Below are 25,604 nucleotides of genomic sequence, written 5' to 3'. Positions count from 1 at the left end.
TTTGAGTAGAGCATTGAAGCCGCTTGAAAATGGCAATGAGAGGATGTCCTCCAGCAGAGTTGCCAGCCAGCGGCACAGCTGATGCGTCAAGCTGTGTTCTTCAAAGCCTCTCTGGCTGCTTCAAGCTTGCCTTCCTGTTTCGCCACTTTCTTCATGCGGCTTTTGATTTCTTTTTTCAGCTCTTTGATTTTGGATTTCTTCGAAATGGTCCCGGTCTCCTATTCTACAGTGCTCTAAGGTTCAGAAGCATTCAGCCAGACTGCTGATTTTTAGTAAGAAACTCGCGGATAAAGCCTCGGATTTCCCGAGCAGCACTCGTATCGAGCTCATCGCATAACTCGACAAATCGGTCTCTTTCCTCGCCATTGATGCGAATGACCAATTGGCTGTCCTTCTTCACCTTCTTCTTTTTTTTCGTCTCTATTCGTTGTTCGCCCATCACGGCCTCACTTCCAAGAAAAGCGTAATGCACATCAAATGATTATGCAATGTATATACATTTATCGATATTCTAGGCGAGTTCCCACCCCACCTGCATGTTCAAAAGTTCACAAAGGGTTCAGCCGCCAAATATCTCACTTAAGATTAGATAAAATACTTATCAAGAAAAATCGAAACAATTCATCCAAAAGTAAAACACATATGTAAAAACAACCAATATTAATTTTATTTCAAATATTATGAATATAAAATTTCAGTTTAATTATCAAACAACGTCTAAAACGGTCATGAAATTTTAACGATGTAATACCTCTAATTGAAGATACAGAACTATATAATCAAGGGTTTCAGTCATGAAATTGCTAAGAACCAGAAGTGTGTCTTCAAAAATATTATCTTTAGTTGCCCTTGTAAGTTTAGCAACCATATCTGTTGCGGGCATTGGCATTTTACAGATGAACAACATCGGTAAAGAACTCACTGCAATTGCTACCGACAACATCCCGCTGACGAAGGCCGTAAGCTCTGTGACAACTCACCAGTTGCAACAGGCCATTCTCGTTGAACGTATGCTCAGACTTGCCGGTGTTCCCGGTGGGAGCGACCGATCTGAACTGGACAAGACGGAGCAGCAATTTGTCCAGCTCGCACATCAGGTCGATAGAGAACTTCAGGAAAGCGAGCATCTCGCCCAATCAGCGCTGGATCACGCGCAGACAGACACCGAACGCGAAAAATTCAAGACTGTTCTGTCCAAGCTGCAGTCCATCGAAACAGAGCACCTCACTTTTGAGGATCATGTGAAAGAGATCATCGCTTTGGTCGAGGCGAATGATTATCAAAACGCGTCGGCCCTGGCGGAAAAGGTCAAGGTCGAGGAAGACAATCTCGACCATGCCATGGTCGCCCTTATGGAGGACCTTGAAGCATTCACGGCAAATTCAACCACCGTGGCCCTTGAACATGAAAAAGACGGGGTAGTTCAACTGGCCATGGTCTCAGCCGTTTCGACTGTCCTGGGGGCGCTCATCGCCTTTCTATTCGCTCAACGTGGCATCTCCCGTCCGTTACGCTCGGTCGCCTCTGCACTCACCAGCCTGGCCGGCGGAGACACCAGTGTCTCGGTTAACGTCAAGAGCCGCGACGAGATCGGTGAAGTCGCAGTGGCTTTCGAGAAATTCAAACTCGCGATGATCGAGATCAATCGCCTGCGCAAAGAAGCCGAAGAGGAAGAAGAGCGCATCGCAAATGAAAAGCGCGAAATGACCCTGCGCATGGCAGATGAGCTCGAACGGACAGTGAAAGCCGTGTCCAATGAAATTTCGGGAGCAGTACACGAGCTTGAAGGCACCGCAAATTCCCTGTCTGCAAGTGCGGTCCAGACATCAGAACGCTCAAACACAGTCGCAGCAGCAGCGACTGAGGCCACCGTCAACATCCAGACAGTGGCAGCAGCAACCGAGGAATTGTCGAGCTCAGTCCAGGAGATCAGCCGACAGGTAACCCTGGCCATGGGCGAAACCTCAACCACCCGTGACAAAGCATCCTCCTCCTCCACGTCAGTGACCAGCTTGTCCGATGCTGCCCAGCGCATCGGCAATGTGGTCCAGTTGATCAACGAGATTGCGGAGCAGACCAACCTTCTGGCTCTCAATGCGACAATCGAAGCAGCCAGAGCCGGGGAAGCTGGCAAGGGATTTGCTGTCGTCGCATCTGAAGTCAAGGCTCTTGCGACACAGACCAGCAAGGCCACGGAAGACATCAGCGATCTTGTCAATCAGCTTCAAAGCGGATCAGAGGAAACGTTCAATTCGATCCAGGCTGTTGTCACCGCGATCACCAACATCGACCAACAAGTGACCGGGATTGCCTCTGCAGTTGAAGAGCAGAACGCTGTGACCGAGGAGATCGCCCGCAACACGAACGGCGTCGCCGCTGGCAGTGAGGAAATCACGATCAGCATTACGGACGTCAGCCACGCAGCCACCCAATCCAGTGCCAGCGCCGAACAGCTCATGTCGACCGTTAGCAACCTGTCCCATCAATCCGACACACTGAACGGGGAACTGGATCGCTTCCTGACCACCATCCGCGCTGCTTGACTGCATAACCTGCGAGCCACTGGAATGACTTTGTGCGGGCTGCAGTGGTTTCAGAGGCCGACGGGGTTAAACCTTAGCCAAGGCCAGCGGTTTCGCGTTCCCGTGCGCCGTGCAGACCGTCTCGCTCGACGATATAGACAGCGCGAGATCGTGGCTGGCTGAATGCCCCTCCCCTGCGCGTCTCAGGAGCGCGCACTCGCCTGCTGTTATGCCCGCGCCTTTTTGGCCAATTCAACAAGAACCGGGCGCAGTGTTGCCATACTGGTCAGCGGAGTATCGAACCAGAGCCGTGCTGCCCGATCTCCAGCCTGCAGATCCATACCTTCCGGATCGAGGGTCGCAAGTATCCAATTGCCTTCAGGTTGGTTCAAAAGCACTTGCGCATAGAGCTTGATCGCATCGCTGTGATCTTCATTCATATGCCCTACAGCACCTTCCTCTGAACCGGCCAGATCGCTCCAGCTTTCAGGTACCAGGATCAGATCGTTCGGCTTCAGCGCATAGGCCTTTCCGAAACCGCCGTTGAGACTGGCTCGTTCAACAGCCAGACGGAAGAAGGCAAAATCTCCGAAATCGACGTAGAGCGCTGCCTTGGGATGACGTGCCAGATACCGGCGTCGGACGCGCTCATGGCTGATGCTGCCCCGCTCCAGGCGCTCAGCCCGACAAAACAGCGTCACACGCGCATGAGCCAGAGGGTCACCTTTACCAGGCTCTCCTAGGAGCAGAGAACAACGTGGGTCTGCCAGAAGGGCTGAGGTGTGACCCGAAAGTGTTGAAATCAAAATGCACGGCGTTCCATCCATATCCGTAACCGCTGCAACGCGGCTTGCCAACGGATGCCCCGTCTCTGGCTCAAGCACAGCAATCGCACCGAAACGCGCAGTGCGCATAAGACCCTTGGCGAGTCGGCGGGCCTCATCGTCAGTTTCCCGAAGCACGTCCTTTTTCTTCTCGCCACCTGTTTCCACTGTCATGGCCATTCTCCTGCGCGCCGAATCTCAATCGCCTCTTGATATCCTGCCCAAGTGCGAAGTCAAACGCCTTGCCAGCAACCTGAACGCCAGATGAACGCGAACCTCAGAACCGGTTCAGCCCCTCTTTGGCATAGTCGCATCATCAGAACACGGGGCAGCGCCAAAGGGCCACAACCCAACAGTGACGTTTAGGAGCATGACATGACCAAGACCAAGCGCATTCTCGCAATTGCCCTTTCCGGCGTAATCCTCTTGCCGTCCATCACAATGGCTGAGGCAGGCCAGCGCAACGGATGGCGTGACCACCGCGGCGGACATCACCGGGACCACCGCCCGAACCGTGGCCATCACCAGAAGAAAAAGCACAACAATGATGTCGGCATTGCCGTTGCTGCAGGTGTCATCGGCCTTGCGGCTGGCGCAATTCTGCTCGGTGCTACAAGCGGGCCAAGCCGCGCTGCACCGCCGCGCACTTACTATCCGCCGGCACCCGCTGGAGGCTACTATCCACCAGCCCCGCATCGCGGAACCATTCACGGCGCAGGTTATGGCGCACAGCCATGGAGCCCGGCCTGGTATCGCTATTGCACAAACAAGTTCCGGTCTTTCAATCCAAACACCGGCACATACACCACTTACAGCGGCGTACAGAAGTTCTGTCAGTAGAAACAGGTAAAGCCAATCAACAGAGTTCCCAAAAAGGGCTGTCCAACCGGATGGCCCTTTTTGTCGGGGCCAGTTTTTTCTTCACCTCTCACAAAATCATTGGCAAATGCGATAAGTGCATGATTTGCCGTGGCAGCCACTGTCGAAGTGGAAATGAGATTTGTGATTGGGGTCCGCATCCGGCCCAAGAACAGTTGTAAACGCTTTGCAGGCACCGGCATGAATCTGCTTCAGAAAGATAGCCTCATCACTCTGCGTTCCCCAATCCTTGTCCACAGAGATTTCTCGCCCGTCAGCCAACACAAAGGCTGTTATATCCAGCGCTTTCCCCTTGGAATGCTCTGACAGTTTCCCCGTTGGAAGATTGTTCCGGCGGCGACAGACATAACCAGGGCCAACCCTTAAGCCAGACAAATTCGCGCCCATCACGCGTCGTGCGATTCTGGCTGCCGGTCCCGCCAGAAAATCAGACAGATCATCGGCAAACTCACAGCCCAACGTTGGCGGAGGAATGAAAGCAATTTCGTCTTTTCCTACCGTTCCAATCAAAGAGACTGCTTGCGAGAACCCACAGCCAGCGTCTCGGTTTCCCTTCAAAAAACCTTCAACGGTCGGCATGGGTTTAAACTTGGCATTGCGCAACGCACACACAGAAGCATCGACGGAAACCGGGGCCTCCACCTCTCCAGGAGCGTCCTGTGGCGGCAGAGCAGCCTTCCTCTGTGGCGGCAGTGATCGCTCCGGGGCGAGCGCTGCAATCGGCTTGGGCAAAGGGACCCCCACCTTGCCGGGCATCGCAGACAAGGTCCCTGCCCCCGAAACCAACAGGCAAACCGAAACCGTGAGCCATAGGAGAACCGCGTTACCGCGCCTGCTTGCCGCTTGAAGAGACATTGTTTTCTCCCGCTTTTATTCATGATAACCTGGACGAATCTGACATGAGAGGGATTTAGGTTTCATGACCCTGGAACTTTACACTGGCTACGTGATTGCAACCATGATCGTCTTGGCAATCCCGGGACCAACAATCATGCTGGTCGTCAGTTATGCCTTGGCTCAGGGGCGAAAATCAGCCTCAGCAAGTGTTCTGGGGGTTGGGTTCGGTGATGCGACAGCCGCCACAGTTTCGCTTTTGGGTCTGGGAGCTGTGCTGGCCACATCTGCCTTGCTGTTCAGCGCTTTGAAATGGGTGGGTGCTGTCTATCTGTTCTGGATCGGCTTCAAGATGTGGCGCAGCAGGCCCGGTGCGCTGGAGCCGCATCAGGTGAGTGAAGCCCCAGCCCGCAAAGTCTTCTTGCATGCCTATGTGGTGACGGCCCTGAACCCGAAAGGCATTATTTTCTTCATGGCCTTCCTGCCGCACTTCATCGCCCCCAACGCTCCCGTGACACCCCAACTGATCCTCCTCGGAGGCACGTTCGTCATTTTGGGAGTGCTGAATGCCGGCATTTATGCATTCGCCGCTTCCGAAGTCGGCAACCGCTTCCGCTCGCCTCGCGTGATGAAAATGACCAATCGGATTGGCGGAGGCTTCCTGATGGCCGCAGCAGCAATGACGGCAACCCTTCAAAGGAATTAAGCGCTCCTAGGCTTTTTAATCCGCCTGAAGGCCCCTTTATCGTCGGGTTTGGCATGCCCGGCCTTCGTTGGGGGGGATTGACTGGATATACGCAACTTTTCCAATGACCTCTTGGCTCCAGAAAGAGGCAGAGTCGCATAACGCTGAATCGCATCAGTCAGCTCGGCGGTGGTGCTTTGAAGGTGGCGCGCCCTCATCGTCAAAATGTGTTTGAACACATCATCCGCAACACCATTTGCCTTACAAAGGATCATCAGAGGCTTGTCAGATTTGCTGTAGATCAAACGGGACACTGCCGAAATGGGAAGATCGCTGACCTTCGCCAGGAGAATGCCAAGTTCAGCTGAGCGGTCAGACTTCGCAAAATAAGAGACAGCATCATCAAGACTCTTTTTTTGATTACAGACGTCTTCAATAATTTGCAGAGTTTCCTTACGACTTGCTTCAAGCCGACTGGCACGGGTCTTGACTTCCACGGCAGCGCGTTCAGCTAAAGCATCAGCCAGAACACTATCCCCGCCAAGGGAAGTCACACGATCCATGAGTTCGTCAGTCAGAAAGCCAGCCAGATTCCGGGCAGCCTCTTCTGGTATGTCGTTACGCTCCAGGAGAGCCGCCTGGATGTCCGGAGAAGCCCTAGCTTTTTCCACTAGCCGAGCGAATGTCAAGCTGGCCATGCGCGCGTTCTTATTGGTCGCAACCCGCGTCAAAACCTGGCGGTTGCCGCGATCAACAAGAATACTCGTGATCTTCTCGTCAAGAGAATCCCGTTGGGCAATCGCGTCCAGATGCTGTTGCGATCCAACTTCGGCAATGCCCTCCAGCTCCTTCGACCCCAGAACCGGCGAATTCATCAGCACATTTTCAGCAATCGAGAACTGGTCCGAAGCGAGCTTCGTTACAAGTTTTTTCGGAGCGGCGGGGTGTGTACCAACCTGGTTTGATAACGCCAGGCGCGTTTCCTCTTCCAATTGATCGAGGACGTTCATGACTATTTCGCCAAACATAACGCTGACCTGTTCAGCTTGCTCTTGCCCTGACGAAACGAACATTTCACTCAAAGCCAATACCAAGCTTTTTCGGCCACCTTTGCTAACATCTTTGGCAAGTTCAGCTAACTTGCTCAGGTTAAGCATGCTTTGCCCTTTCAAGAGCTATTTTCGATTATAGATACGTGCAGTAAGCCAAAGGCCATGACGTAACGTTAATGTGATCAATCACACGAATGTCACTTATAGGTAAAAATAACGATAATTGTTAAAGCAAATGAAGAATTACACTCACAAGTACGTGAGTAAACCGGATCGGTTTGCATGCGTTAAATTATTTAATTACTGAATAGGTTGAAAGCAGCAAGGCATTACAGTCGAAGAAAAAAATTCCCCATAAGCACGTAAAAACGATCTCGATGAGACGTTCTGTTTGCAGTGCAGCAACATTTTCCCTTCGCTTGACCAAATCAATCGCATATAATCTAAAATGTATCGGCACGGTTAACGGGAGGCTACCATGACCTTAACGCGCAACTTGAATATGATTGCCTTTCTCATCGCTTTTGCATTCCTCGGAGCCATTGTGCTTGGCGTCGTGTAAGCGTCAGGAGTCGGTAAAATGTGTATGACGAAGCTGAGAACAGCCTAAAGGATCACCATCCTTAGTGGCCCAAGTGTTTAAACGCATCTGAAAGTTTATATCGCGTCAGCACTCATTATAAAATTCAGCCGCAAGTTCCGGAATGCGTTTCTTTTCCATCTCGGTATAACAACTGCCCTAGGCGCATCGCCACGACTACAATCACAACCACAAGAGGCGCTGCGCAAACCGGCCTGATTTAGAATGGAGCTTTGCTCTTTAAAAGGCACAAACAGTTCACACAACATCTCTTTGACCGTCCTTGTACGGGTACTATCACTTTTGACAAGGAGAAATGAAATGACAACTGTTTGGGGCGTTGTGAATGCTGACGGCAACATCAAGTCCGGAAGCCAGGACCGTGACGGAAATAACAATTTTAAAATCGTGAAGGCAGCGACGGGGACCTATCAGATCCAGTTTAATAGCAGTTTTTCAGCCATCCCGGCGATTATTGGATCTCAAGTGTTATGGGGCAATTTAAACCAAAGCACATTGGACAACATTGTGTTCCCTGATCTCAATAAAGACGGCGCGACAGCCATCGTCGGCGACGCCAGTGGCAATCCAACAGACCGCCACTTCTCGTTTATCGCCAAAGGTCCAGACAACCGCTAGGGCTAGATCTCGATCACCCCGATACTTGGATATCTTGGTAGTAAAATATACACCCTGCCGGTGGGCCGCCCGGCAGGGCTTTGACTTTTGAGACTGTCGATAAAACGTATCAGGCTGCCTTGCTCACCAGCTCGCTGATCTCTTTTGACAGAGCGGCACGCTTTTCTGCCACATCCACCATCATAAGCTGGTCCGCAGCAACAACCGTTACATCTGTGATGCCAATGAAGCCAAGCACATGGTGCATATAGCTGGTCGCCAGATCGTAGTCAGAGCCGACAGGAACACCGCCAGAAGCGAAAACAAGATAGGCTTTCTTGCCCTCCAGCAAACCGACCGGCCCATTTTCAGAGTAGCGGAATGTTTCACGGGCGCGTGCGATCTGGTCGATCCACGCCTTCAGCGAAGCAGGAATGCCGAAATTATAGATCGGTACGGAGATGACGAGAACGTCAGCGGATTTGACTTCGCTGATGAGCGTATCAGACAGCTCCAATACGGCATTCTGTTCAGCAGAACGCTCAGACGGATCAGTCATATTCGCACCGATCCAGGCTTCGTCAACGAAAGGCAGCCCTGACGCAACATCCCGGCTGATCACATTGGAACCCGCAGCCGCGTCAACCAGGCGCTCGACCAATTCAGCAGAGAGATCGCGGGTCATTGACCCATCGCGCCGCGCGGAAGCATCGACTTTCAAAATTGTTTTACCAGAGGTCGTCATCATTCTCTCCAAGGTGATGGCCCGGCCGAAGCCGAGCCAATTTCACATGCAGGAAAGAGATAAGTTACACACAGCAGTGTAACTAGGTCTATGTTGGTGAACACTGTGTCGACCAACACCGAAGACCATCACCAATTCACCGTCATCAACAACCAGATCACTCGGCAGCGACAAGCCGGCGAGGATCATAGTTGAGGATCGGAGCCAGCCAGCGTTCCGCCAGTTCGACCGTCCAGCCCTTACGCGCCGCATAGTCTTCGATCTGATCCCGTTCGATTTTGCCAACCCCAAAGTAGTGACTTTCCGGGTGGGAGAAATACAGCCCGGAGACAGAGGAGCCTGGCAACATGGCAAAGCTTTCAGTCAAGCTGATGCCGGTTGCTTTCTCTGCGTCCAGCAGCTCGAACAACGTTGCTTTTTCAGTATGGTCCGGCTGAGCCGGATATCCAGGTGCCGGGCGAATGCCCTGATATTTTTCAGCAATCAGATCCGCACTGGAAAGGGCCTCATCCGCCGCATAGCCCCAAAGCTCCTTGCGTACGATCTGATGCAATCGCTCCGCAAAGGCTTCGGCAAGGCGGTCGGCAAGAGCCTGACTGAGGATCTTGTTGTAATCATCATCAGCCTTGGCATACCGCGCAGCCAATTCCGCTTCGCCGTGACCTGCCGTCACCGCAAAGCCGCCAATCCAGTCCTGAATGCCACTGGCTACCGGGGCCACGAAATCACCAAAGGCAACATTCGCACGCCCACCGGCGGTGCGGGTCATTTGCTGACGTAGACCATGCAGGACAGTTTTCTCAGTTGTGCGGCTTTCATCCGTGTAGAGGACGATATCCTCATCTCGTCCGGCAGCTGGCCAAAAACCTGCAACACCGCGCGCGGTCAAGAGCTTCTTCTCGACAATTTCATCGAGCATGCGGCGTGCATCGTCGTAAAGCGCTGTGGCCGCAGTGCCATATCGGCTGTCTGTCAGAACCTCCGGATAGCGGCCCTTGATTTCCCAGGTTGAAAAGAACGGTGTCCAGTCGATCACCGGCACCAGATCTTCCAGCGGGAAGTCCTCAAACACCTTCGTGCCCAGGAACGACGGTTTCACCGGAGGATGGGCTGCAAAATCAGCCGTCATGCGGTTGTTGCGCGCTTTCTCGATAGAGACACGCTGGCCACCACCGCGGCTTTTGGCATGCTCTTCAGCAATCTTGACGTATTCTTCGCGCACTTCCGCAAAATATGGCGCGCGCTGACCTTCACTCATCAAACGTGATGCCACCCCGACAGCACGTCCGGCATCTGTGACGTAGATTGCCTGCCCACGGTCGTAATTCGGATCGATTTTAACGGCTGTGTGAATTCGGCTTGTCGTCGCCCCGCCAATCAACAGCGGAACATCCAGACCCTCGCGTTCCAGCTCAGCCGCCACATGGCACATTTCATCAAGAGATGGTGTGATCAGGCCGGAGAGGCCAATGATGTCGACTTTCTCTTCCTTGGCCACTTCCAGAATTTTCGCAGCCGACACCATCACCCCAAGATCGATGACCTCGAAGTTGTTGCACTGAAGCACAACGCCAACGATGTTCTTGCCGATGTCATGGACATCGCCTTTCACCGTCGCCATCAGGATTTTCCCAGCGGAAGAATGTCCAGTCAGGCCTTGCTCTTCCTTTTCCTTCTCCATGAAGGGCATCAGGTGAGCCACGCCTTTTTTCATCACACGCGCCGACTTCACCACCTGTGGCAGGAACATCTGACCCGAGCCGAACAAATCGCCGACAACATTCATGCCGTCCATCAGCGGGCCTTCAATCACATGCAAAGGCCGGTCAAAGCTGAGACGCGCTTCTTCTGTATCCTCGACAACATAGTCGTCAATGCCATTGACCAGCGCATGTTCGAGACGCTTGGCGACATCCCATGTCCGCCACGTCAGATCGACAACTCGCTTATTGCCGCCGCCCGTCTTCCAGCGTTCCGCAGCTTCAAGTAGACGATCCGTCGCCTCGGCTGATCGGTTCAGAACCACATCTTCGCACAGATCACGCAACTCGGTTTCAAGCTTGTTGTAAACCGCAAGCTGACCGGCGTTGACGATGCCCATGTCCATGCCCTTGGCAATCGCATGGAACAGGAACACCGAGTGCATGGCTTCTCGCACGCCCTCATTGCCACGGAACGAGAACGACAGGTTGGACACACCGCCCGACACATGGGCATGCGGCAAGTTCTCACGGATCCAGCCCGTCGCCTCGATAAAGTCGTTGCCGTAATTATTGTGCTCTTCAATGCCGGTCGCAACCGCAAACACATTCGGATCAAAGATGATGTCTTCCGGCGGGAATCCAACAATCTCGGTCAAGATCTTGTAGGATCTTGCGCAAATCTCGGTCTTGCGCGCGTAGGTATCGGCCTGGCCCTGCTCATCAAAGGCCATGACGACAACGGCAGCACCATAGCGACGCACAAGCTTAGCCTGCGCGATGAACGCCTCTTCGCCTTCTTTCATCGAGATGGAGTTGACGATGCCCTTGCCCTGAATGCACTTCAGGCCCGCTTCGATCACAGTCCATTTGGAACTGTCGATCATGATCGGCACTCGGGCGATGTCAGGCTCTGCCGCAATCAGATTGAGGAAGATGACCATGGCTTCGTCGGAATCCAGAAGCCCCTCATCCATATTGATGTCGATGATCTGGGCGCCGTTCTCAACCTGATCGCGCGCCACCTCAAGAGCGGTGTTGTAATCACCTGTCTTGATCAGCTTGCGGAACCGGGCCGAGCCTGTGACGTTGGTGCGCTCGCCCACATTGACGAAATTCACCTCGGGCGTCAGCGTGAATGGCTCAAGACCGGACAGCCGCATATGCCTTGGCACATCCGGCAGAACGCGAGGAGCCAGACCTTTAACGGCTTCGGCGATCGCCTTGATGTGTGCTGGCGTCGTGCCGCAGCACCCCCCAACAACATTGACCAGTCCCGCTTCAGCAAATTCCCGGATCAACCCGGCCATATGCTCCGGGCTCTCGTCGTATTCACCGAACTCGTTTGGCAGACCCGCATTCGGATAGGCACAAACAAGCGTCGCCGCCACACGCGACAGCTCGGCAATATGGCCGCGCATTTCCCTGGCACCAAGGGCGCAGTTCAAGCCGATGGTCAAAGGCTCTGAATGGCAGACCGCATTCCAGAATGCTTCCGGCGTCTGGCCAGACAACGTCCGTCCGGACAGATCCGTAATCGTGCCGGAAATCATGACCGGCAGCTTGCGCCCGACTTCCTCAAAGACTTCGTCAATTGCGAACAGCGCGGCCTTTGCGTTCAGCGTATCAAAGATCGTCTCGACCAGAATGAGATCAGCACCACCAGCGATCAGGCCGCGTACAGCCTGGGCATAAGCGATCCGGAGATCATCAAAACTGACGGCACGATAGCCCGGATTGTTCACATCAGGCGAGATTGAAGCCGTTCTGTTGGTTGGACCAAGACCACCAGCGACATAGCGTTTGCGCGACGGATCCTGTGCTTCAACAATGTCGCAAGCCTCACGAGCCAGACGCGCGCTGACTTCATTCAGCTCATAGGCCAGCTCTTCCATGCCGTAATCGGCCTGGGCAATCGTCGTAGATGAAAATGTATTGGTCGCAACGATGTCTGCGCCCGCATTCAGATAATCGACGTGGATCTGCCGGATTGCATCTGGCTGGCTGAGGCTCAGAAGATCGTTGTTGCCCTTCACATCAGACGGCCAGTTCGAAAAGCGAGAGCCACGATAGGCTGCTTCATCGAACTTGAGCTGCTGGATCTCCGTGCCCATGGCCCCATCGAGGACCAGAATTCGGGAAGCCGCCGCCTCGTTCAGACGATCAAACGCATCACTCTTTTTCAATAGAATACCCTTCCGGACCAATCAGGCAGCTTGCTGTTCTGAAACGTGATTGCCCATACCAAGCATGTGGCAGATCGCATAGGTCAAATCAGCTCGGTTCATTGTGTAAAAATGGAAATCGGAGATGCCGCGATCAACAAGGTCCATGACCTGTTCGCAGGCAATCGCCGCGCCCACTAGCTTGCGCGTATCAGGGTCGTCTTTCAGACCCGCAAAGCGCCGAGCCAGCCAATCCGGGATGGATGTGCCGCACTTGGCTGAGAACGTCATGGTCTGCTCAAAGTTATGGATTGGCACGATGCCTGGAATAACAGGGATCGAGATCCCGGCTTTCGCCAGCTTTTCCAGATAGGCTTCGAACAGGTCATTGTCGAAGAAATACTGGGTGATGATCCGATCCGCACCCGCATCAACCTTACGCTTGAGGTTGTCGAGCTCCATCTGCCAGTCGCCACTTTCAGGATGACGTTCAGGATAGCCTGAGACAGAAATATCGAAGTCACCAATTGCCTTGATGCCCGCGACCAGATCAGACGCATAGGCATACCCCTCAGGATGCGGCTTGTAGATCGCCCCGATGCCTTCCAGAGGATCTCCGCGCAAAGCCACCAAATGGCGCACGCCCATATCCCAATACTCTTTGATGATATGATCAACGTCGGCCTTTGAGGCTCCAACGCATGTCAGATGAGCGGCAGGCAGAACATCTGTTTCTTCAAGGATCCGAGCCACCGTCTTGTGGGTCCGCTCCCGCGTTGAACCACCGGCCCCATAAGTCACGGAGACAAAAGAAGGCGCCAGTGGAGCCAGCCTTTCGACTGTGGACCAAAGAGATTCCGCCATCTTCTCGGATTTTGGAGGAAAGAACTCGAAGGATGCCGTGATTGGTCCGACAGCGGACTGGCGCGACAGGCGGTTGGTCAAAGTATCGGGCATGGTCAGGCAACCTCTCGTGTGGGGTCGGCTACCGGCAGGTCCGTCACGATACGAGGGTCCCGGGCAAGCCAGAGTGTCACTGTCAAATTGGTATCGTCGTCATTTTGCGGGGCAAGGTCCGTGACCTGCTCCATCTCCAGATCGAGTGCTTCAACCCAGCGCTTCATCTGGTCGTGGCCAAACCCCAGACGGCGATGGGCGTGTGTCTCGCGCAAGAACTCCAGTTCATGCGGCGCGAAATCGATGATCATGAGACGCCCACCGGGCCGCAGCGCCCGCGCTGCCTCAGCAAGGGCTCGGGCGGGATCGTCCAGGAAATGCAGAACCTGATGGATTGCCACAACGTCAAATGAGCGCGGCGGCACATTCAACGCGTAGATATCGCCGTGCCGCACCTGGGCATTGGTCAATCCACTGCGCGCCAGATTGGCCCGCGCAACAGTCAGCATGTCGTGAGATGCATCAACGCCCAGAGCCGAGACATAGCGATCTGATAGCAATTCGAGAAGACGACCTGTGCCGGTCCCAAGATCCAGGAAGCTCTGAAATGGCCGATCTCCCAGAGATGCCAGAAGCGCCTTTTCAACGTCGCTGTCGGCTGCATGCAGGGAACGTTCGGTGTCCCAGGTCTGAGCTTTCTGCGCGAAATAGGCTGCGGCCTCTTCGGCCTTGGTCTTTCTGATTGTCTGGAACCGTTCACGGTCCGCCGCCAGGACAGGATCCTCGGCGGAAATCCGTGCAACCAGATCACGAGCAAAATCAGCAGCAGGACCATCTGCAAGGCGATAATAAACCCACGAGCCTTCCGGGAAACGCAGGATCAACCCGGCTTCAGCCAGCAGTTTCAAATGGCGGGAAATGCGAGGTTGGCTCTGCCCCAGAATGGCTGTTGCATCTTTAACAGTCAGCTCACTCTCGGCAAGAAGGGCTATCAAACGCAAGCGAGTGGCCTCACCGACGGCGCGAAGGGCCCCCAATGTGCCATCTACAGATAGGTTTTGCCTGTTCGTCATGCTCGTTTGTTCCGACCAACTTACCACTTCACGATATAAAGATATCTTTATACGAAGAATTTTGACCGCACAAGCACTATCAGCAAATGACTGTAAATGTCGTCATTCTGCACTCATCAAAGCCATACAGGCATCAATATGAACTGAAGGGGGTTAGGGATCCGTTCTCAATTCCGGAATATTTTTCATAAAGCCCTCATCGGCAAGCCAGGCGACGAAAGCCCTCACCGCACGTCGTTTGCGCCCTCGCACCGGTAAAATCACCCCGAATCCATCTGCGATCGTCAGAAATCCAAAAGGCGCCAGTAACTTGCCCTCTTGGACATCCTGCTCAACCAAACGCCATTCTGCGATTACCGCCCCCAACCCGGCGATCGCAGCCTCAAGCGACAGGAAAGTATGAGGATAGCTGATGGTCTGTTCTGCACTGACCCTGATCCCGGCTTTGTCTTCCCAGGTCTTCCAGGTGCCCCGCGATATGTCTTGCACGAAACGGGTTGGAACGTGAAATCCATCGCCCTGTTCTGTCAGCTCCATGCCTGGAGCATGGACCAATCCGAATGCAACATCGCCAACCACCTCAATGTCCTCCCGCTCGCAGAAGTCCCACTGCAGGCGATCCCATGTCAGGATGGCGTCCATTTCCCCTTCAGGCAGCAACTCGCGCCCCGTCATGCGAAAGTTCACCTGCACACCGGGTTCTCTTTGGTAAAAGCGGGCAAGCCTCGGAACAAGCCAACGCATCGCGAAAGTGGCGCTGATGCCAATATTCAGCACAGGACTTTCAGCACGCGCCTTCATGTCGCCCCAGACGGTTTCCAATCCATCAAGGCTTTGACTGACAGCGGCGGCCAATTGCTGGCCCTCGGCGGTCAACGCAACACCAACCCCGTCTTTTTCAAAAAACGGCAAGCCCAGTTCATCGGTCAAATGGGCAATCTGTTTGCTAACCGCACTGTGGGTGCGGCCCAGTTCCTGGGCCGCCAGCTTCATCGAGCCAAGGCGTGCCGTCGCCTCAAAAGCGGGCAAGGACGTCAGTGGAGGCAGTCGGCGCATGGGATCTCCTGTCTGAGCGAAAAACTCACAAAGAATTTCCAATGGCTTTTAGATCGCCCAGATGACGAGAAAATATCAGTTCCATTTTCTCACGAATTGGCGCGTATTTCTCGTTAGCTTATCGCCTCGACAACAGGCATTTCTTGTTCAAACGACAAGGAGATCAAAATGCCAGCCAAGGTCCTGTTTTTCCCTCAAGCTCACCAAGCGGCCTCATCAGAGGCACCAGCCGGTTCTCCGTTCTGGCGCCAGCTTTCAGATTTTGCGGCAACGTCTCTCAACCGACTGCCAGCCAAAATCTGGTCGGCACCCTACAGCTATCTAATACTTTGGATAAAACGCTCCCAAACCCGGAGCCAATTGCATTCCGAACTCCTGAGCGAGCCGGACAGCGTCTTCGCGGATCTGAAATTGAACCGCGCAGATATCGAACGAGAAGCGGCAAAGCCATTTTGGCGCGCCTGACGTTCAAGACTTCCTGATTCCGGGTGACGGCACAGAGGCGCCGCCACCCAAGAGACTTTTAGTTTTCAGCGTTTTCCTCATCCTCAATCATGCCTGCTGCTGCAGCTCCGGCAACGGCATGTGAGGCGGCGGCAGCTGCGCCAGCAGCTGTTGGTGTTGCGGTTTCATCCCCATCCTGAGGCGCGACCCGAACCGTCACCTGCTTGTGCGCGAATTTGATGCCCGCTTCTTCGAAGCGTTCCTGCAGGCCGACGTAGACCACCTTGCGCACTTCGAACTGCTTGCCCGGTTTGGTCATGAATTTCACCCGCGCGATCATGGCGGAATCTTCCATGGACAAAATGCCCTGGGACTTCAGCGGCTGCAGGAACATTGGTCCATAATATTCATCATCCAGCAGCAACTGGCCAAATTTCTTGATGATCTTGCGCATCTTCTCCACGTCCGTGTCGTAGGTGACACGGAACGCCAGCTTCATAATCGCCCAGTCACGGGAGAAATTCTGCACATGCTGGATTTCTCCGAACGGGATCGTCGTCAGGGCGCCACGGTGGTGCCTCAACTGCATCGACCGGATCGAGATCTTCTCAACCACACCCTTGGCGCTGCCGATATCGATGTACTCACCTTTCCGGAAGGCATCATCCATCAGATAGAAAGCGCCTGAGAAAATGTCACGGATCAACGTCTGGGCACCGAAGCCGATGGCCAGACCGACAACACCGGCACCGGCGAAGAGTGGCGCAATATTGACGCCAATCTGCGACAGGCCAATCATGACAGAAATTGCCACAATACTGATCAGCAGGAAATTGCGGAGAATGGGCAGTAGGGTCGAAATCCGGCTTTCACCAGCCCCTCCAACCTCGGCCTCTTCGTCCTTATCCTCACCCGGCCCCTGTTTTCCAATCTGGCCGTCAATCGAGACCTCGACAGCTTTATAAGCCATGTAGCCGAAAAAGGCGATCAGCAGAACCTGGACAATACCGCCCAGAGTGGAATCATCATTGGCAAGAGGCGCGCCCCAAAGCCGCGCCAGAAGGGCGACGGCCCCAAACATCACAAGGATTGTTGCACCGTGATCCAACAGATGGCGGAAAGGAGATCGAAGGGCTTCACGCTCAGCTGCCTCAGCGCGTGCCTGAGCCTCGGTTCCCTCACTGTCGAGATCTTCGCCTTCCAGATTTTCTGCGCGCCGAATGTCGTCTGCAATCACGGCCTGTGCCGAAGACGTATCAAGCCTTGGCAGCAAGACACGGTCAATCAACAGAATGAGCAGGCCATATACAACCAGAGTGATCAAAAGCGTCTCAAGCGGAGCCACAACAAGGCCTGTGGCGTCCGGAAGACCAAGAAGAATGCGGACCGAGGAAATAGCCCAAGCGATCAGGAAATAAACAACAGCAACCAAATGCCAGGACTTTGAGATGACCCTGCGCCACAGCGGCGCGGCCTCGCCTGCCCTGCCCCGTATCAAGGCACCAAGAACATTCCGATAAACAATCGCAATTCCGCAAAGGATCAAGCAAGACAGCAGTGCGGCCCCAATCAACGCCAACTTATGCGCATTGACCGGCAGGCCGAGTTTTTCCATCCACTTGCACAAGGCAAGCACAATCGCCGACACAGCAATGCCAATGAGCATGCTCCGATACAGGCCCTTCGCATGATGATCGGCCATCGGGAAAAGACGGTGGCTTGGAGAATAAGGCGCAAGCAGGTTCAAGAACACGATCCTGAGAAACAGGAACAAAGTCATCACGCCCAGAATGACAAAAGCCGTCTGTTGCCCACTCTCAGACCCCAGCTTCAAGAACAGCAGCAACAGCCCAGAAACGCAGACGAACACCACAAGGCCTGCGGTCATTAAAATGGCTCTCAGGAACAGATATCCGACCTTGTCGGCGCGCTGATGCACCTCTTGTTCATAGAGATGCGCGAATTGACGCCTTCCCCAGGATAGAACCAGACTGTAGGCCGCAAGGCCAACCGCAATGGCGATCGCCACCACCATCAAGGTTGATGACAACCAATAAAGACCGCCGTTTGCGCCCTTGGATCGCAATGTCGTTTCGATTGCATCTCCAAGACCTGGTGCGTTCCCGACGATTTCTCTCATGACATCGCGGGCGAGAAGTGCGTTCCTGCCATATTTTTCTACTGAGGCTTCAGCCGCAACAGACGCCTCTTCGAGCGTTTCCCGCTGTGCAGCCTTCTCAGGTTCAGCTGTCTCAGCCGCCGGTGCTTCCTGTGAGCGCAAAAGACCAACAATGCCTTGCGCGTCAACAGGAGCGGGTGAGATCGTCAAACAGAGGAGCAGAACCAATTGCCCAAACGTTAGAAGTGCCATTCGATTGAACGTACCTTTGGTCCACTTCAAGTGACCAATCAAATTCTGCATTAGGTTTGACTCCCCAGCCATAATCAATTTTTCAAACTACCCCTACGTATTCAAAGTCGATACTTCTATGCAAGACAAAAACGGCGATCTGATAAACAGACCGCCGTTAAGTAGACAGGCATTTTGCAAAATTCCGGAGCGAAGATCAGTTCAAAACCACATGGTTCCAATGGGCCATGCGACGTTCAGCCTCTGCAACAGTCATCATGTTGAAGGTCTCGATGGCATGGAATCTGGCTTTCGCAGAAAGGCGCACGCGCCATGCACCGATGGACAGTAGCCCGCTGATCGTGATCGAGGACAGACCAGCTGCCTTGGCCATGACAAGGAACGGCTCAGGATCCTCCCGCACCATCCAGTGGCTGACTTCTTCCACACCACAATGCGCCATCCAGGCAAAAGCCGCGACGGCTTCCGCGAAGCGATCTTCGGTCACATACCGGCGCAATGCCATCTCATTGATCATGCCGCGTTTGGCCAGCCGCAGAACCCTGTTGCGAGCGGTTTCAAAATCATACCGCCCGAGCCAATACTCGTTGGTCAGCCGCTGGGCAGCGAGTTCAGCAGCTTCCGGCAACCGATCCGCATCTGCTTTACGGCCACGTGCCATCAACACCTTGCGCACCTCTTCACTCGCCAGGGTGACGAGCTGCTTGATATGATGTTCAGCAAGATCCTCACGTTCACTTAGCGATATCTGGATCGTCGCATCGCTTGCGGCGTAATCAATCAGGTTCGCCATGGAAGCATCAGAGAACACGGCTCCGGGATTACGTGCGACCTGCCGCTTGACCATCAGGTCTCCGCAAACAACCAAAACTTCCGTAACCTCTTCGGACAAGACTTCGCGCTTCGATATGGCAAGCCGATGAGTGTCACTCTTACCACCTGCAATGCGCACCAGATCCGCATCACGCAGCACAGTCGATCGCCTCAAGATAGGCTCAGCAATCTCGATATCATCTTCAGCTAACCTGCGGATGGTTTCTTCTGGCCCTCGGCGAAGACCTGCCATCTTCTCGGCAACAAAATGGCGAACCTCGGTTTCAACCATGCCCACAAGGCGCAGGAGAACACTGTCGTATATATCGACCTGTTCATCAGAGCATCGGTCTGAAGTATACGCAAAAAGCGTTGCTACATGCCGAGCCAGCTCCGCACTTCTGGAAGTATCGCCACCATGATTAAGGTTTCGAAAATTCACCAGTTCGGTTTTCAACACTTCCGACATCACTTGCCACCTGATTAAACCACTCTACCGAGCCAAAATGACCAAGAGTTTTAAAAAAGCCCAAAACGAAACCCAGAAGAATAAAATTACATTTTATTAAAATGTGCCGACAACCAGACGACATCAGCAATTCATTCTCATATCTTATTGATTTTTAATAACTAAACAAAAAAACAACGATCAAATTCAATGAGAAAATAATCAAAAATAGTTTTCACAATACGTAATTTTATCGATGAATTTCGCCCACAATAGGAAGCCACTGGCCAACGTCTCAGATCAAATGACCGCAGACAGCACACTGCATTCCCGCGACTGAATGCCTCCCAACAATTCAGGCTTCTCCTTCATTCAGGTTTTTACTGCGCGCTGAAACAAAAAGGGCGACCTCACGGCCGCCCTTTTGCAGATATTCAACATGTCTCTAGCGGTAATTAAACCAGATCAAAACGATCCGCATTCATCACCTTGGTCCAGGCCGCTACGAAATCGCGCACGAACTTCGCTTGCGCATCGCTTTGGGCATAGACCTCAGCAACAGCACGAAGCTGGGAGTTGGATCCGAACACCAGATCGACACGAGACCCGGTCCACTTCAGATCGCCGCTCTTGCGGTCCCGACCTTCAAAGGCGTCTTCAGCTTCACTGACGGGCTTCCACTCCGTGCTCATGTCGAGCAAGTTTACGAAGAAGTCGTTGGTCAGTGTCTCTGCCTTGTCGGTAAAGACGCCATCCTTTGAGCCGCCATGGTTCGCGCCAAGAACACGCATGCCACCGACCAGAACCGTCATTTGCGGTGCAGTCAGGCCCAGGAGCTGAGCCTTGTCGATCAGCAGTTCTTCAGCAGGCACTGTGAACTTCGTCTTCAGGAAGTTGCGGAAGCCGTCAGCTGCTGGCTCCAGCATGTCATAGGATTCAACGTCGGTCTGATCCTGTGTTGCATCCATTCGTCCCGCCGTGAAGGGAACTTCAATGTCGTGACCGGCAGCTTTAGCCGCCTTTTCAACACCAACAGAACCTGCCAGCACGATCAAATCGGCAAGAGACACCTTTTTGTCACCAGACTGAGCGCTGTTGAAAGCGGACTGAACGCCTTCCAGAGCTGCCAAAGCCTTGGCCAGTTTCGCAGGTTCATTGGCTTCCCAACTTTTCGCAGGGTTCAGGCGAACACGTGCACCATTTGCACCACCGCGCTTGTCGGACCCACGGAAGCTTGCAGCGGATGCCCAGGCCGTTGAGACGAGCTCGGAGACGGAAAGACCGGTTGCGGCAATCTTTGTCTTGAGATCCGCAATATCCGCAGCATCGACCAAGGCATGATCAACAGCTGGAATCGGATCCTGCCAGAGAAGATCTTCAGCCGGAACTTCGGAGCCTAGGTAACAAGCCTTCGGCCCCATGTCGCGGTGTGTCAGCTTGAACCATGCACGGGCGAAAGCATCGGCAAATTGGTCAGGATTTTCATAAAAGCGACGGGAGATTTCGCCGTAGACAGGATCAAAGCGAAGCGCCAGATCAGACGTCAGCATCGATGGAGCGTGGCTTTTGGATGCGTCATGGGCATCTGGAACCTTGCCATCGCCAGCGCCATTTTTCGGCGTCCACTGATGTGCACCAGCCGGGCTCTTCGTCAGTTCCCACTCATAACCGAACAGGTTTTCAAAGAAGTTGTTGCTCCATTTGGTCGGCGTCTCGGTCCAGGTCACTTCCAGACCGGAGGAAATCGTGTCACCGCCCTTGCCCGAGCCGAACTTGCTGGACCAGCCAAAACCCTGCTGCGCCAGACCGGCGGCTTCAGGATCTTCACCGACAAGCCCGGCATCGCCAGCACCATGGGTCTTGCCGAATGTATGACCACCGGCGATCAAGGCGACTGTTTCTTCATCGTTCATGGCCATCCGGCCAAAGGTGTCACGGATGTCGCGGGCCGATGCCAGAGGATCCGGCGTGCCATTCGGGCCTTCCGGGTTCACATAGATCAAGCCCATCTGCACGGCAGCCAGCGGGTTTTCAAGATCACGCTCGCCGCTGTAGCGCGTGTCATCTTCCAGCCAGACGTTTTCACCGCCCCAGAAGATGTCGACTTCAGGTTCCCAGATATCAGCACGACCACCGGCAAAGCCGAATGTCTTGAAACCCATGGATTCAAGAGCAACATTGCCGGTCAGGATCATCAGATCGGCCCAGGAAATCTTGTTGCCGTATTTCTGCTTGATCGGCCAGATGAGACGGCGCGCCTTGTCCAGATTGACGTTGTCCGGCCAGCTGTTGAGCGGCGCAAAACGCTGTGATCCGGAGGTTGAACCACCACGGCCATCTGCTGTGCGGTAAGTACCGGCACTATGCCAGGCCATACGAATGAAAAAGCCACCATAGTGACCGAAATCGGCAGGCCACCAATCCTGGCTGTCCGTCATCAGCGCGGTAAGGTCCGCCTTGACGGCAGCAAGGTCGAGCTTCTTGAACTCTTCTGCATAGTCAAAATCCTCGCCCATCGGATCGCTCAGGGGCGAATTCTGATGAAGAATATTGAGGTTGAGCTGGTTCGGCCACCAGTCACTGTTGGACTGCATGCTCACATTGGTCGCACCGTGCGCCACGGGGCACATGCCTGTCTTTTCAACTTTCGCGTCCATGTTTCTCTCCATTCATTCTGTATTTTCAAGAAGGTTCCTGTCGGAACCCACAGCCTCAGGGGATAATGGCTCCGCCACGTCCCTAACTCTCCCGGCCGAACACCGCCAAACGGCTGATCAGCACCATTGATTTGCAACTTGTATATGGGGGTTCACTCGATCAGGTCCAATTGTATTGATTCTAATCTGCGATCAGTTATTCTGATCGAGCCATGATTTCATTACGCCAGCTACGTTATCTCGAAGCCCTCGCAACCCACCTGCATTTCCGCAAGGCGGCAGACGCTGTCAATGTGTCCCAACCGGCCCTGTCCATGCAGATCAAGGATATGGAGGCAGAACTGGGCGTTCAGCTGGTGGAACGACAGCCCAATATGGTGCGCCTGACCCGAGAGGGCGAAGAAGTTGTCACCCGCGCCCGCAAAATCCTGACTGATGTGCGGGATTTGATGGACTATGCCAAACAGATGTCCTCGCCTTTGTCAGGGCCGTTGCGCCTTGGCATCATTCCCTCTATCGCGCCCTATTTGTTGCCCCGCATCCTGCCTGCGCTGGCCACGTCTCATCCAGAACTGCAGCTGACCATTCGGGAGACGCTCACCGAGCCGATGACCCAGGAGCTTTTGGCAGGCGATCTGGACGCAATCATCATCGCCCTGCCCGTCTTCAATGCCGGTCTGGCCAGCGAACCGCTTTTCACTGACCGATTCTTGCTGGCACGGCAGGCTGATCCTGATCTCGATCCGCGCAAACGGGTCAGGGCAAGCGACCTGAATGCGCAAAACATGCTGCTGTTGGAAGAAGGTCACTGCCTGCGGGATCAGGCTTTGAACTATTGCCAGGGCCTTCCAGCGCCGGGCAAAAATGCCCTTGGGGCCACATCCCTGGCCACCGTCATGCAAATGGTCGCGGCCGGTTATGGCGTGACGCTGCTGCCGGAAATCTGCGCCGAAGTGGAAGTGCGCGACGAACGGGTTCTGCTGCAGCGGTTTCAGGATCCTCAGCCAGCGCGCACCGTCGGTCTCGTCTGGCGCAAGTCCTCCCCTCGAAAACAGGACTTTGAGACCCTGCTGGAAACACTGAGAACAACCGTCAGCGAAGCGGGTTGCCGGATGGTTGGGTGAGCAGTCTTAGCCTAGGGTCCGTATCCAATTGTTAGGGTCTGAACCTTAAGCCGCCTGTTTGACGCGATACACACACCGCCGTCCGCCAGACAGCAGATGTTCCACGCGGGTGAGATCAATGCCTTCACCCAGCACCTGACGAAACAGGCTCATTTCCGAACGGCAAAATCCCTGACAAGCGGTGGCAGCCGCACAGATCGAACAATGGTTCTCGATCAACAGATAACCGCCCGTGTCCGCGTCCTGCTCCACACTGGCCATATAGCCTTCGCTGGAGCGGACATCAGCCAACGCCTGCAGCTTGTCCTTCAGGGCAACCTTGCCATCCAGCGCCTTTGAATAGGTCTGTAACGAATCCGCTTCCCGATGGGCAATCAGCCGCTCGATGCCTTCCTCGCCATAAAGCGACTTCAAGCCGTCCAGCAGGCCAACGATCAGGCCGGAATGATTATCCGGAAACCTGGCATGTCCCTGAGCCGTCAAGGACCAAACCCGCTTCGGCCGCCCGACCTCGCCCTTGATATCTTCAAAGTCAACCAGCCCTTCAGACAACAAACTGTCCAGATGCTGGCGGGCGGCAACAGAGGTCACGCCCTCCCGCTTGGCAAGGTTCGCCGCAGTTTGCGGGCTCGCGGTTTTCAAGGCGTTGAGCAGCCGGGTTTTGGTTCGATCAGACATGAGCCCTTTGTATCACGAAGTCTCAATTAAAAAAAGTTTTTGCTTTTCATATTGAATTCACCGCAAAAGCGATCATAATAAAAAAAGTATTTTCTTTCTTTAAGGAGGCAGCTTATGTTCACGCAGCCAAAGACACAGTCGCAATGCACGTCGTACCAGCACCGCCTTTTGGGCTATTTGGTTAGCTGGTACAGACGCCGCCGTTACCACTCATCCATGCGAAGAATTCCTGATGAATTGTTGAGTGACGTCATTGGGAACCGCGAGAAACTGTCGCGTGAGATGTCCAAGCGTCAGGACATCGACAGGAGACATGATTGGCTCAAGCGATGAACCGCTCTAAGCTATGACCATCAAAGTGAGGATCGACAAAGCAATGACCGGCACCAAGCGGCAGAAGAACCTGCGCAAGGCGCTGCGAGAAATTGCCCCGCGGGTGCCGATGATCGACGCTGAAGCGATTTTGGACACTGCCAGCGCCGGTCACCTGCGCCATCTGCCGCCGTCCATTGCCCTGTGGCAGGCCACCACCAGCCGCATTCGTCATGCGCATACGGACTATGATGCTCTTTTGAACGACGATTACGACCGAGATGCCGCCCGCTATTTCGTTCTGGACGACATGAACGAGATATTGGAGGACTGGGGCAGCACCAAACGGCTGGACGCTGAAGAAGACAGTCCCGGTAACCAAAGCTGAACAACAAACAGAGAGTCCGCCCGCGGCTTCAAAACCGGCTACTGCAGAAACCGGACTTTCTTGCAGATCGCCCGCATACCGATGATCACGCTGCGATTGCCCCGATCATTCATATGCAGCTGGACACCCACCATGGCAGTCGGAGTGCGGATGTTTCCATTACCCGTGCGCACCGATCCGCAATAAGACGATTGCGTTCCCCAGTCACTATCGGCAGAGCCTGAGTTGCTGCCAGGACAATTGTTCCGTTCAAAATGACCGACGGAGAACATCGAGGCTGGCCGGTTCTGCAGCGGGCAATAGGCCGGGTTTGCGCTGCTGAGGCAACGCCCGTCAATCCCCTCTAGTTCCACCCCCTTGACCTTGCCGCCACTGCCCCGGCAAACCTGAACGCTGCGCGCCACGTGCAATCTCGCCACCTCCACCTTTTTGGCGGTGCGCTGCGTACCCTGTCGGCGGTTCTGATTGTTGGAGCAGTCGAAAAAACCACTCGATCCGGCATAGGAAACCGACCCGTTCATGCTGTGATAACGAACCCGAACGTGGCAAGGCTCGTCGCTGCGTTCGCGCATTTCAATACTACCAACGCCTTCCTGACGCAGCCGAACCGGCGTGCCAGCAGGGTTGAACGGATTGATCGCATTCACATTGATTTTCAGATCCCGCGTAATAACCGAAGTCGATCCCGACACGCGCGACGCCAAAACTTCGCCCCCATAGAACTCATAGGCCTGTGCAT

Annotated in this window: 21 protein-coding genes; 7 read left to right on the top strand and 14 right to left on the bottom strand. The window is 54.2% G+C overall.

The features are described from left to right. Positions 1 to 250: 250 nt before the first annotated feature. Positions 251 to 442, bottom strand: a complete 192-nt coding sequence (locus tag V6575_RS11245) for a hypothetical protein (RefSeq protein ID WP_422785564.1) — start codon at positions 440 to 442, stop codon at positions 251 to 253. A 352-nt stretch (positions 443 to 794) separates the two neighbouring features. On the opposite strand from V6575_RS11245, the gene V6575_RS11240 reads away from it, so the two are divergent. Next, a complete protein-coding gene (locus V6575_RS11240) occupies positions 795 to 2,543 on the top strand; it encodes a methyl-accepting chemotaxis protein (RefSeq protein WP_340274426.1) in 1,749 nt (582 codons plus the stop codon). Between the two features lie 206 nt (positions 2,544 to 2,749). On the opposite strand, the gene V6575_RS11235 is transcribed toward V6575_RS11240, so the two are convergent. Beyond that, positions 2,750 to 3,520 carry a HugZ family pyridoxamine 5'-phosphate oxidase gene (locus V6575_RS11235; RefSeq protein WP_340274425.1) on the bottom strand — a complete coding sequence of 257 codons (771 nt, stop codon included), beginning with the start codon at positions 3,518 to 3,520 and terminating at the stop codon, positions 2,750 to 2,752. A gap of 201 nt (positions 3,521 to 3,721) precedes the next feature. Here V6575_RS11235 and V6575_RS11230 point away from each other — a divergent pair, with 201 nt between their 5' ends. After that, entirely contained in the window at positions 3,722 to 4,186 is a 465-nt protein-coding gene (locus tag V6575_RS11230; RefSeq protein ID WP_340274424.1) for a BA14K family protein, read from the top strand. Positions 4,187 to 4,282: 96 nt separating this feature from the next. Here V6575_RS11230 and V6575_RS11225 read toward each other — a convergent pair whose 3' ends face one another. Further along, complete coding sequence (locus V6575_RS11225) at positions 4,283 to 5,080, bottom strand: extensin-like domain-containing protein (protein ID WP_340274423.1); 798 nt, start codon at positions 5,078 to 5,080, stop codon at positions 4,283 to 4,285. A gap of 64 nt (positions 5,081 to 5,144) precedes the next feature. On the opposite strand from V6575_RS11225, the gene V6575_RS11220 reads away from it, so the two are divergent. Then, positions 5,145 to 5,765, top strand: coding sequence for a LysE family translocator (locus V6575_RS11220; RefSeq protein ID WP_340274422.1), 621 nt, complete (start codon positions 5,145 to 5,147; stop codon positions 5,763 to 5,765). Here V6575_RS11220 and V6575_RS11215 read toward each other — a convergent pair. Next, complete coding sequence (locus V6575_RS11215) at positions 5,762 to 6,754, bottom strand: DUF2336 domain-containing protein (protein ID WP_340274421.1); 993 nt, start codon at positions 6,752 to 6,754, stop codon at positions 5,762 to 5,764. The genes V6575_RS11220 and V6575_RS11215 overlap by 4 nt on opposite strands. A 943-nt stretch (positions 6,755 to 7,697) precedes the next feature. On the opposite strand from V6575_RS11215, the gene V6575_RS11210 reads away from it, so the two are divergent. Then, a complete protein-coding gene (locus V6575_RS11210; RefSeq protein ID WP_340274419.1) occupies positions 7,698 to 8,015 on the top strand; it encodes a hypothetical protein in 318 nt (105 codons plus the stop codon). Between the two features lie 109 nt (positions 8,016 to 8,124). Here V6575_RS11210 and V6575_RS11205 read toward each other — a convergent pair whose 3' ends face one another. The 5 genes from V6575_RS11205 to V6575_RS11185 form a co-directional block, all read right to left on the bottom strand. Beyond that, positions 8,125 to 8,742, bottom strand: a complete 618-nt coding sequence (locus V6575_RS11205; protein ID WP_340274418.1) for an FMN-dependent NADH-azoreductase — start codon at positions 8,740 to 8,742, stop codon at positions 8,125 to 8,127. A gap of 154 nt (positions 8,743 to 8,896) precedes the next feature. Beyond that, positions 8,897 to 12,625 (bottom strand): methionine synthase, encoded by a 3,729-nt coding sequence (metH, locus tag V6575_RS11200; protein ID WP_340274417.1) that lies wholly within the window; start codon positions 12,623 to 12,625, stop codon positions 8,897 to 8,899. A 21-nt stretch (positions 12,626 to 12,646) separates the two neighbouring features. After that, positions 12,647 to 13,561: a methylenetetrahydrofolate reductase [NAD(P)H] gene (metF, locus tag V6575_RS11195; protein ID WP_340274416.1), complete on the bottom strand. Its 915-nt coding sequence runs from the start codon at positions 13,559 to 13,561 to the stop codon at positions 12,647 to 12,649. Positions 13,562 to 13,563: 2 nt separating this feature from the next. Next, on the bottom strand, positions 13,564 to 14,574 hold the full coding sequence (locus tag V6575_RS11190; protein WP_340274415.1) for an ArsR/SmtB family transcription factor: 1,011 nt from the start codon (positions 14,572 to 14,574) through the stop codon (positions 13,564 to 13,566). A 153-nt stretch (positions 14,575 to 14,727) separates the two neighbouring features. Continuing rightward, on the bottom strand, positions 14,728 to 15,630 hold the full coding sequence (locus tag V6575_RS11185) for a LysR substrate-binding domain-containing protein (protein WP_340274414.1): 903 nt from the start codon (positions 15,628 to 15,630) through the stop codon (positions 14,728 to 14,730). A 168-nt stretch (positions 15,631 to 15,798) separates the two neighbouring features. On the opposite strand from V6575_RS11185, the gene V6575_RS11180 reads away from it, so the two are divergent. After that, positions 15,799 to 16,095 (top strand): DUF1127 domain-containing protein, encoded by a 297-nt coding sequence (locus tag V6575_RS11180; protein WP_340274413.1) that lies wholly within the window; start codon positions 15,799 to 15,801, stop codon positions 16,093 to 16,095. Between the two features lie 58 nt (positions 16,096 to 16,153). On the opposite strand, the gene V6575_RS11175 is transcribed toward V6575_RS11180, so the two are convergent. From V6575_RS11175 to katG, 3 genes are all read right to left on the bottom strand, one after another. Further along, a complete protein-coding gene (locus tag V6575_RS11175; protein WP_340274412.1) occupies positions 16,154 to 18,496 on the bottom strand; it encodes a mechanosensitive ion channel family protein in 2,343 nt (780 codons plus the stop codon). A gap of 145 nt (positions 18,497 to 18,641) precedes the next feature. Beyond that, on the bottom strand, positions 18,642 to 19,727 hold the full coding sequence (locus V6575_RS11170) for a DUF2336 domain-containing protein (protein WP_340274411.1): 1,086 nt from the start codon (positions 19,725 to 19,727) through the stop codon (positions 18,642 to 18,644). Between the two features lie 434 nt (positions 19,728 to 20,161). Then, a complete protein-coding gene (katG, locus tag V6575_RS11165) occupies positions 20,162 to 22,363 on the bottom strand; it encodes a catalase/peroxidase HPI (protein ID WP_340274410.1) in 2,202 nt (733 codons plus the stop codon). Between the two features lie 212 nt (positions 22,364 to 22,575). On the opposite strand from katG, the gene V6575_RS11160 reads away from it, so the two are divergent. Next, positions 22,576 to 23,487, top strand: coding sequence for a LysR substrate-binding domain-containing protein (locus V6575_RS11160; protein ID WP_340274409.1), 912 nt, complete (start codon positions 22,576 to 22,578; stop codon positions 23,485 to 23,487). Between the two features lie 45 nt (positions 23,488 to 23,532). Here the strand turns inward: V6575_RS11160 and V6575_RS11155 are convergent, their stop codons facing one another. Continuing rightward, positions 23,533 to 24,165: a helix-turn-helix transcriptional regulator gene (locus tag V6575_RS11155; protein WP_340274408.1), complete on the bottom strand. Its 633-nt coding sequence runs from the start codon at positions 24,163 to 24,165 to the stop codon at positions 23,533 to 23,535. Positions 24,166 to 24,541: 376 nt separating this feature from the next. On the opposite strand from V6575_RS11155, the gene V6575_RS11150 reads away from it, so the two are divergent. After that, on the top strand, positions 24,542 to 24,865 hold the full coding sequence (locus V6575_RS11150; RefSeq protein WP_340274407.1) for a DUF2293 domain-containing protein: 324 nt from the start codon (positions 24,542 to 24,544) through the stop codon (positions 24,863 to 24,865). Positions 24,866 to 24,903: 38 nt separating this feature from the next. Here the strand turns inward: V6575_RS11150 and V6575_RS11145 are convergent, their stop codons facing one another. Continuing rightward, a complete protein-coding gene (locus V6575_RS11145; protein ID WP_340274406.1) occupies positions 24,904 to 25,557 on the bottom strand; it encodes a hypothetical protein in 654 nt (217 codons plus the stop codon). Positions 25,558 to 25,604 lie beyond the last annotated feature (47 nt).

The sequence above is a fragment of the Roseibium algae genome (assembly GCF_037783265.1).
GTDB lineage: Bacteria > Pseudomonadota > Alphaproteobacteria > Rhizobiales > Stappiaceae > Roseibium > Roseibium algae.
The sequence above is the reverse complement of the archived record's forward strand: the minus strand, read 5'-3'. Positions and strand labels throughout refer to the sequence as shown.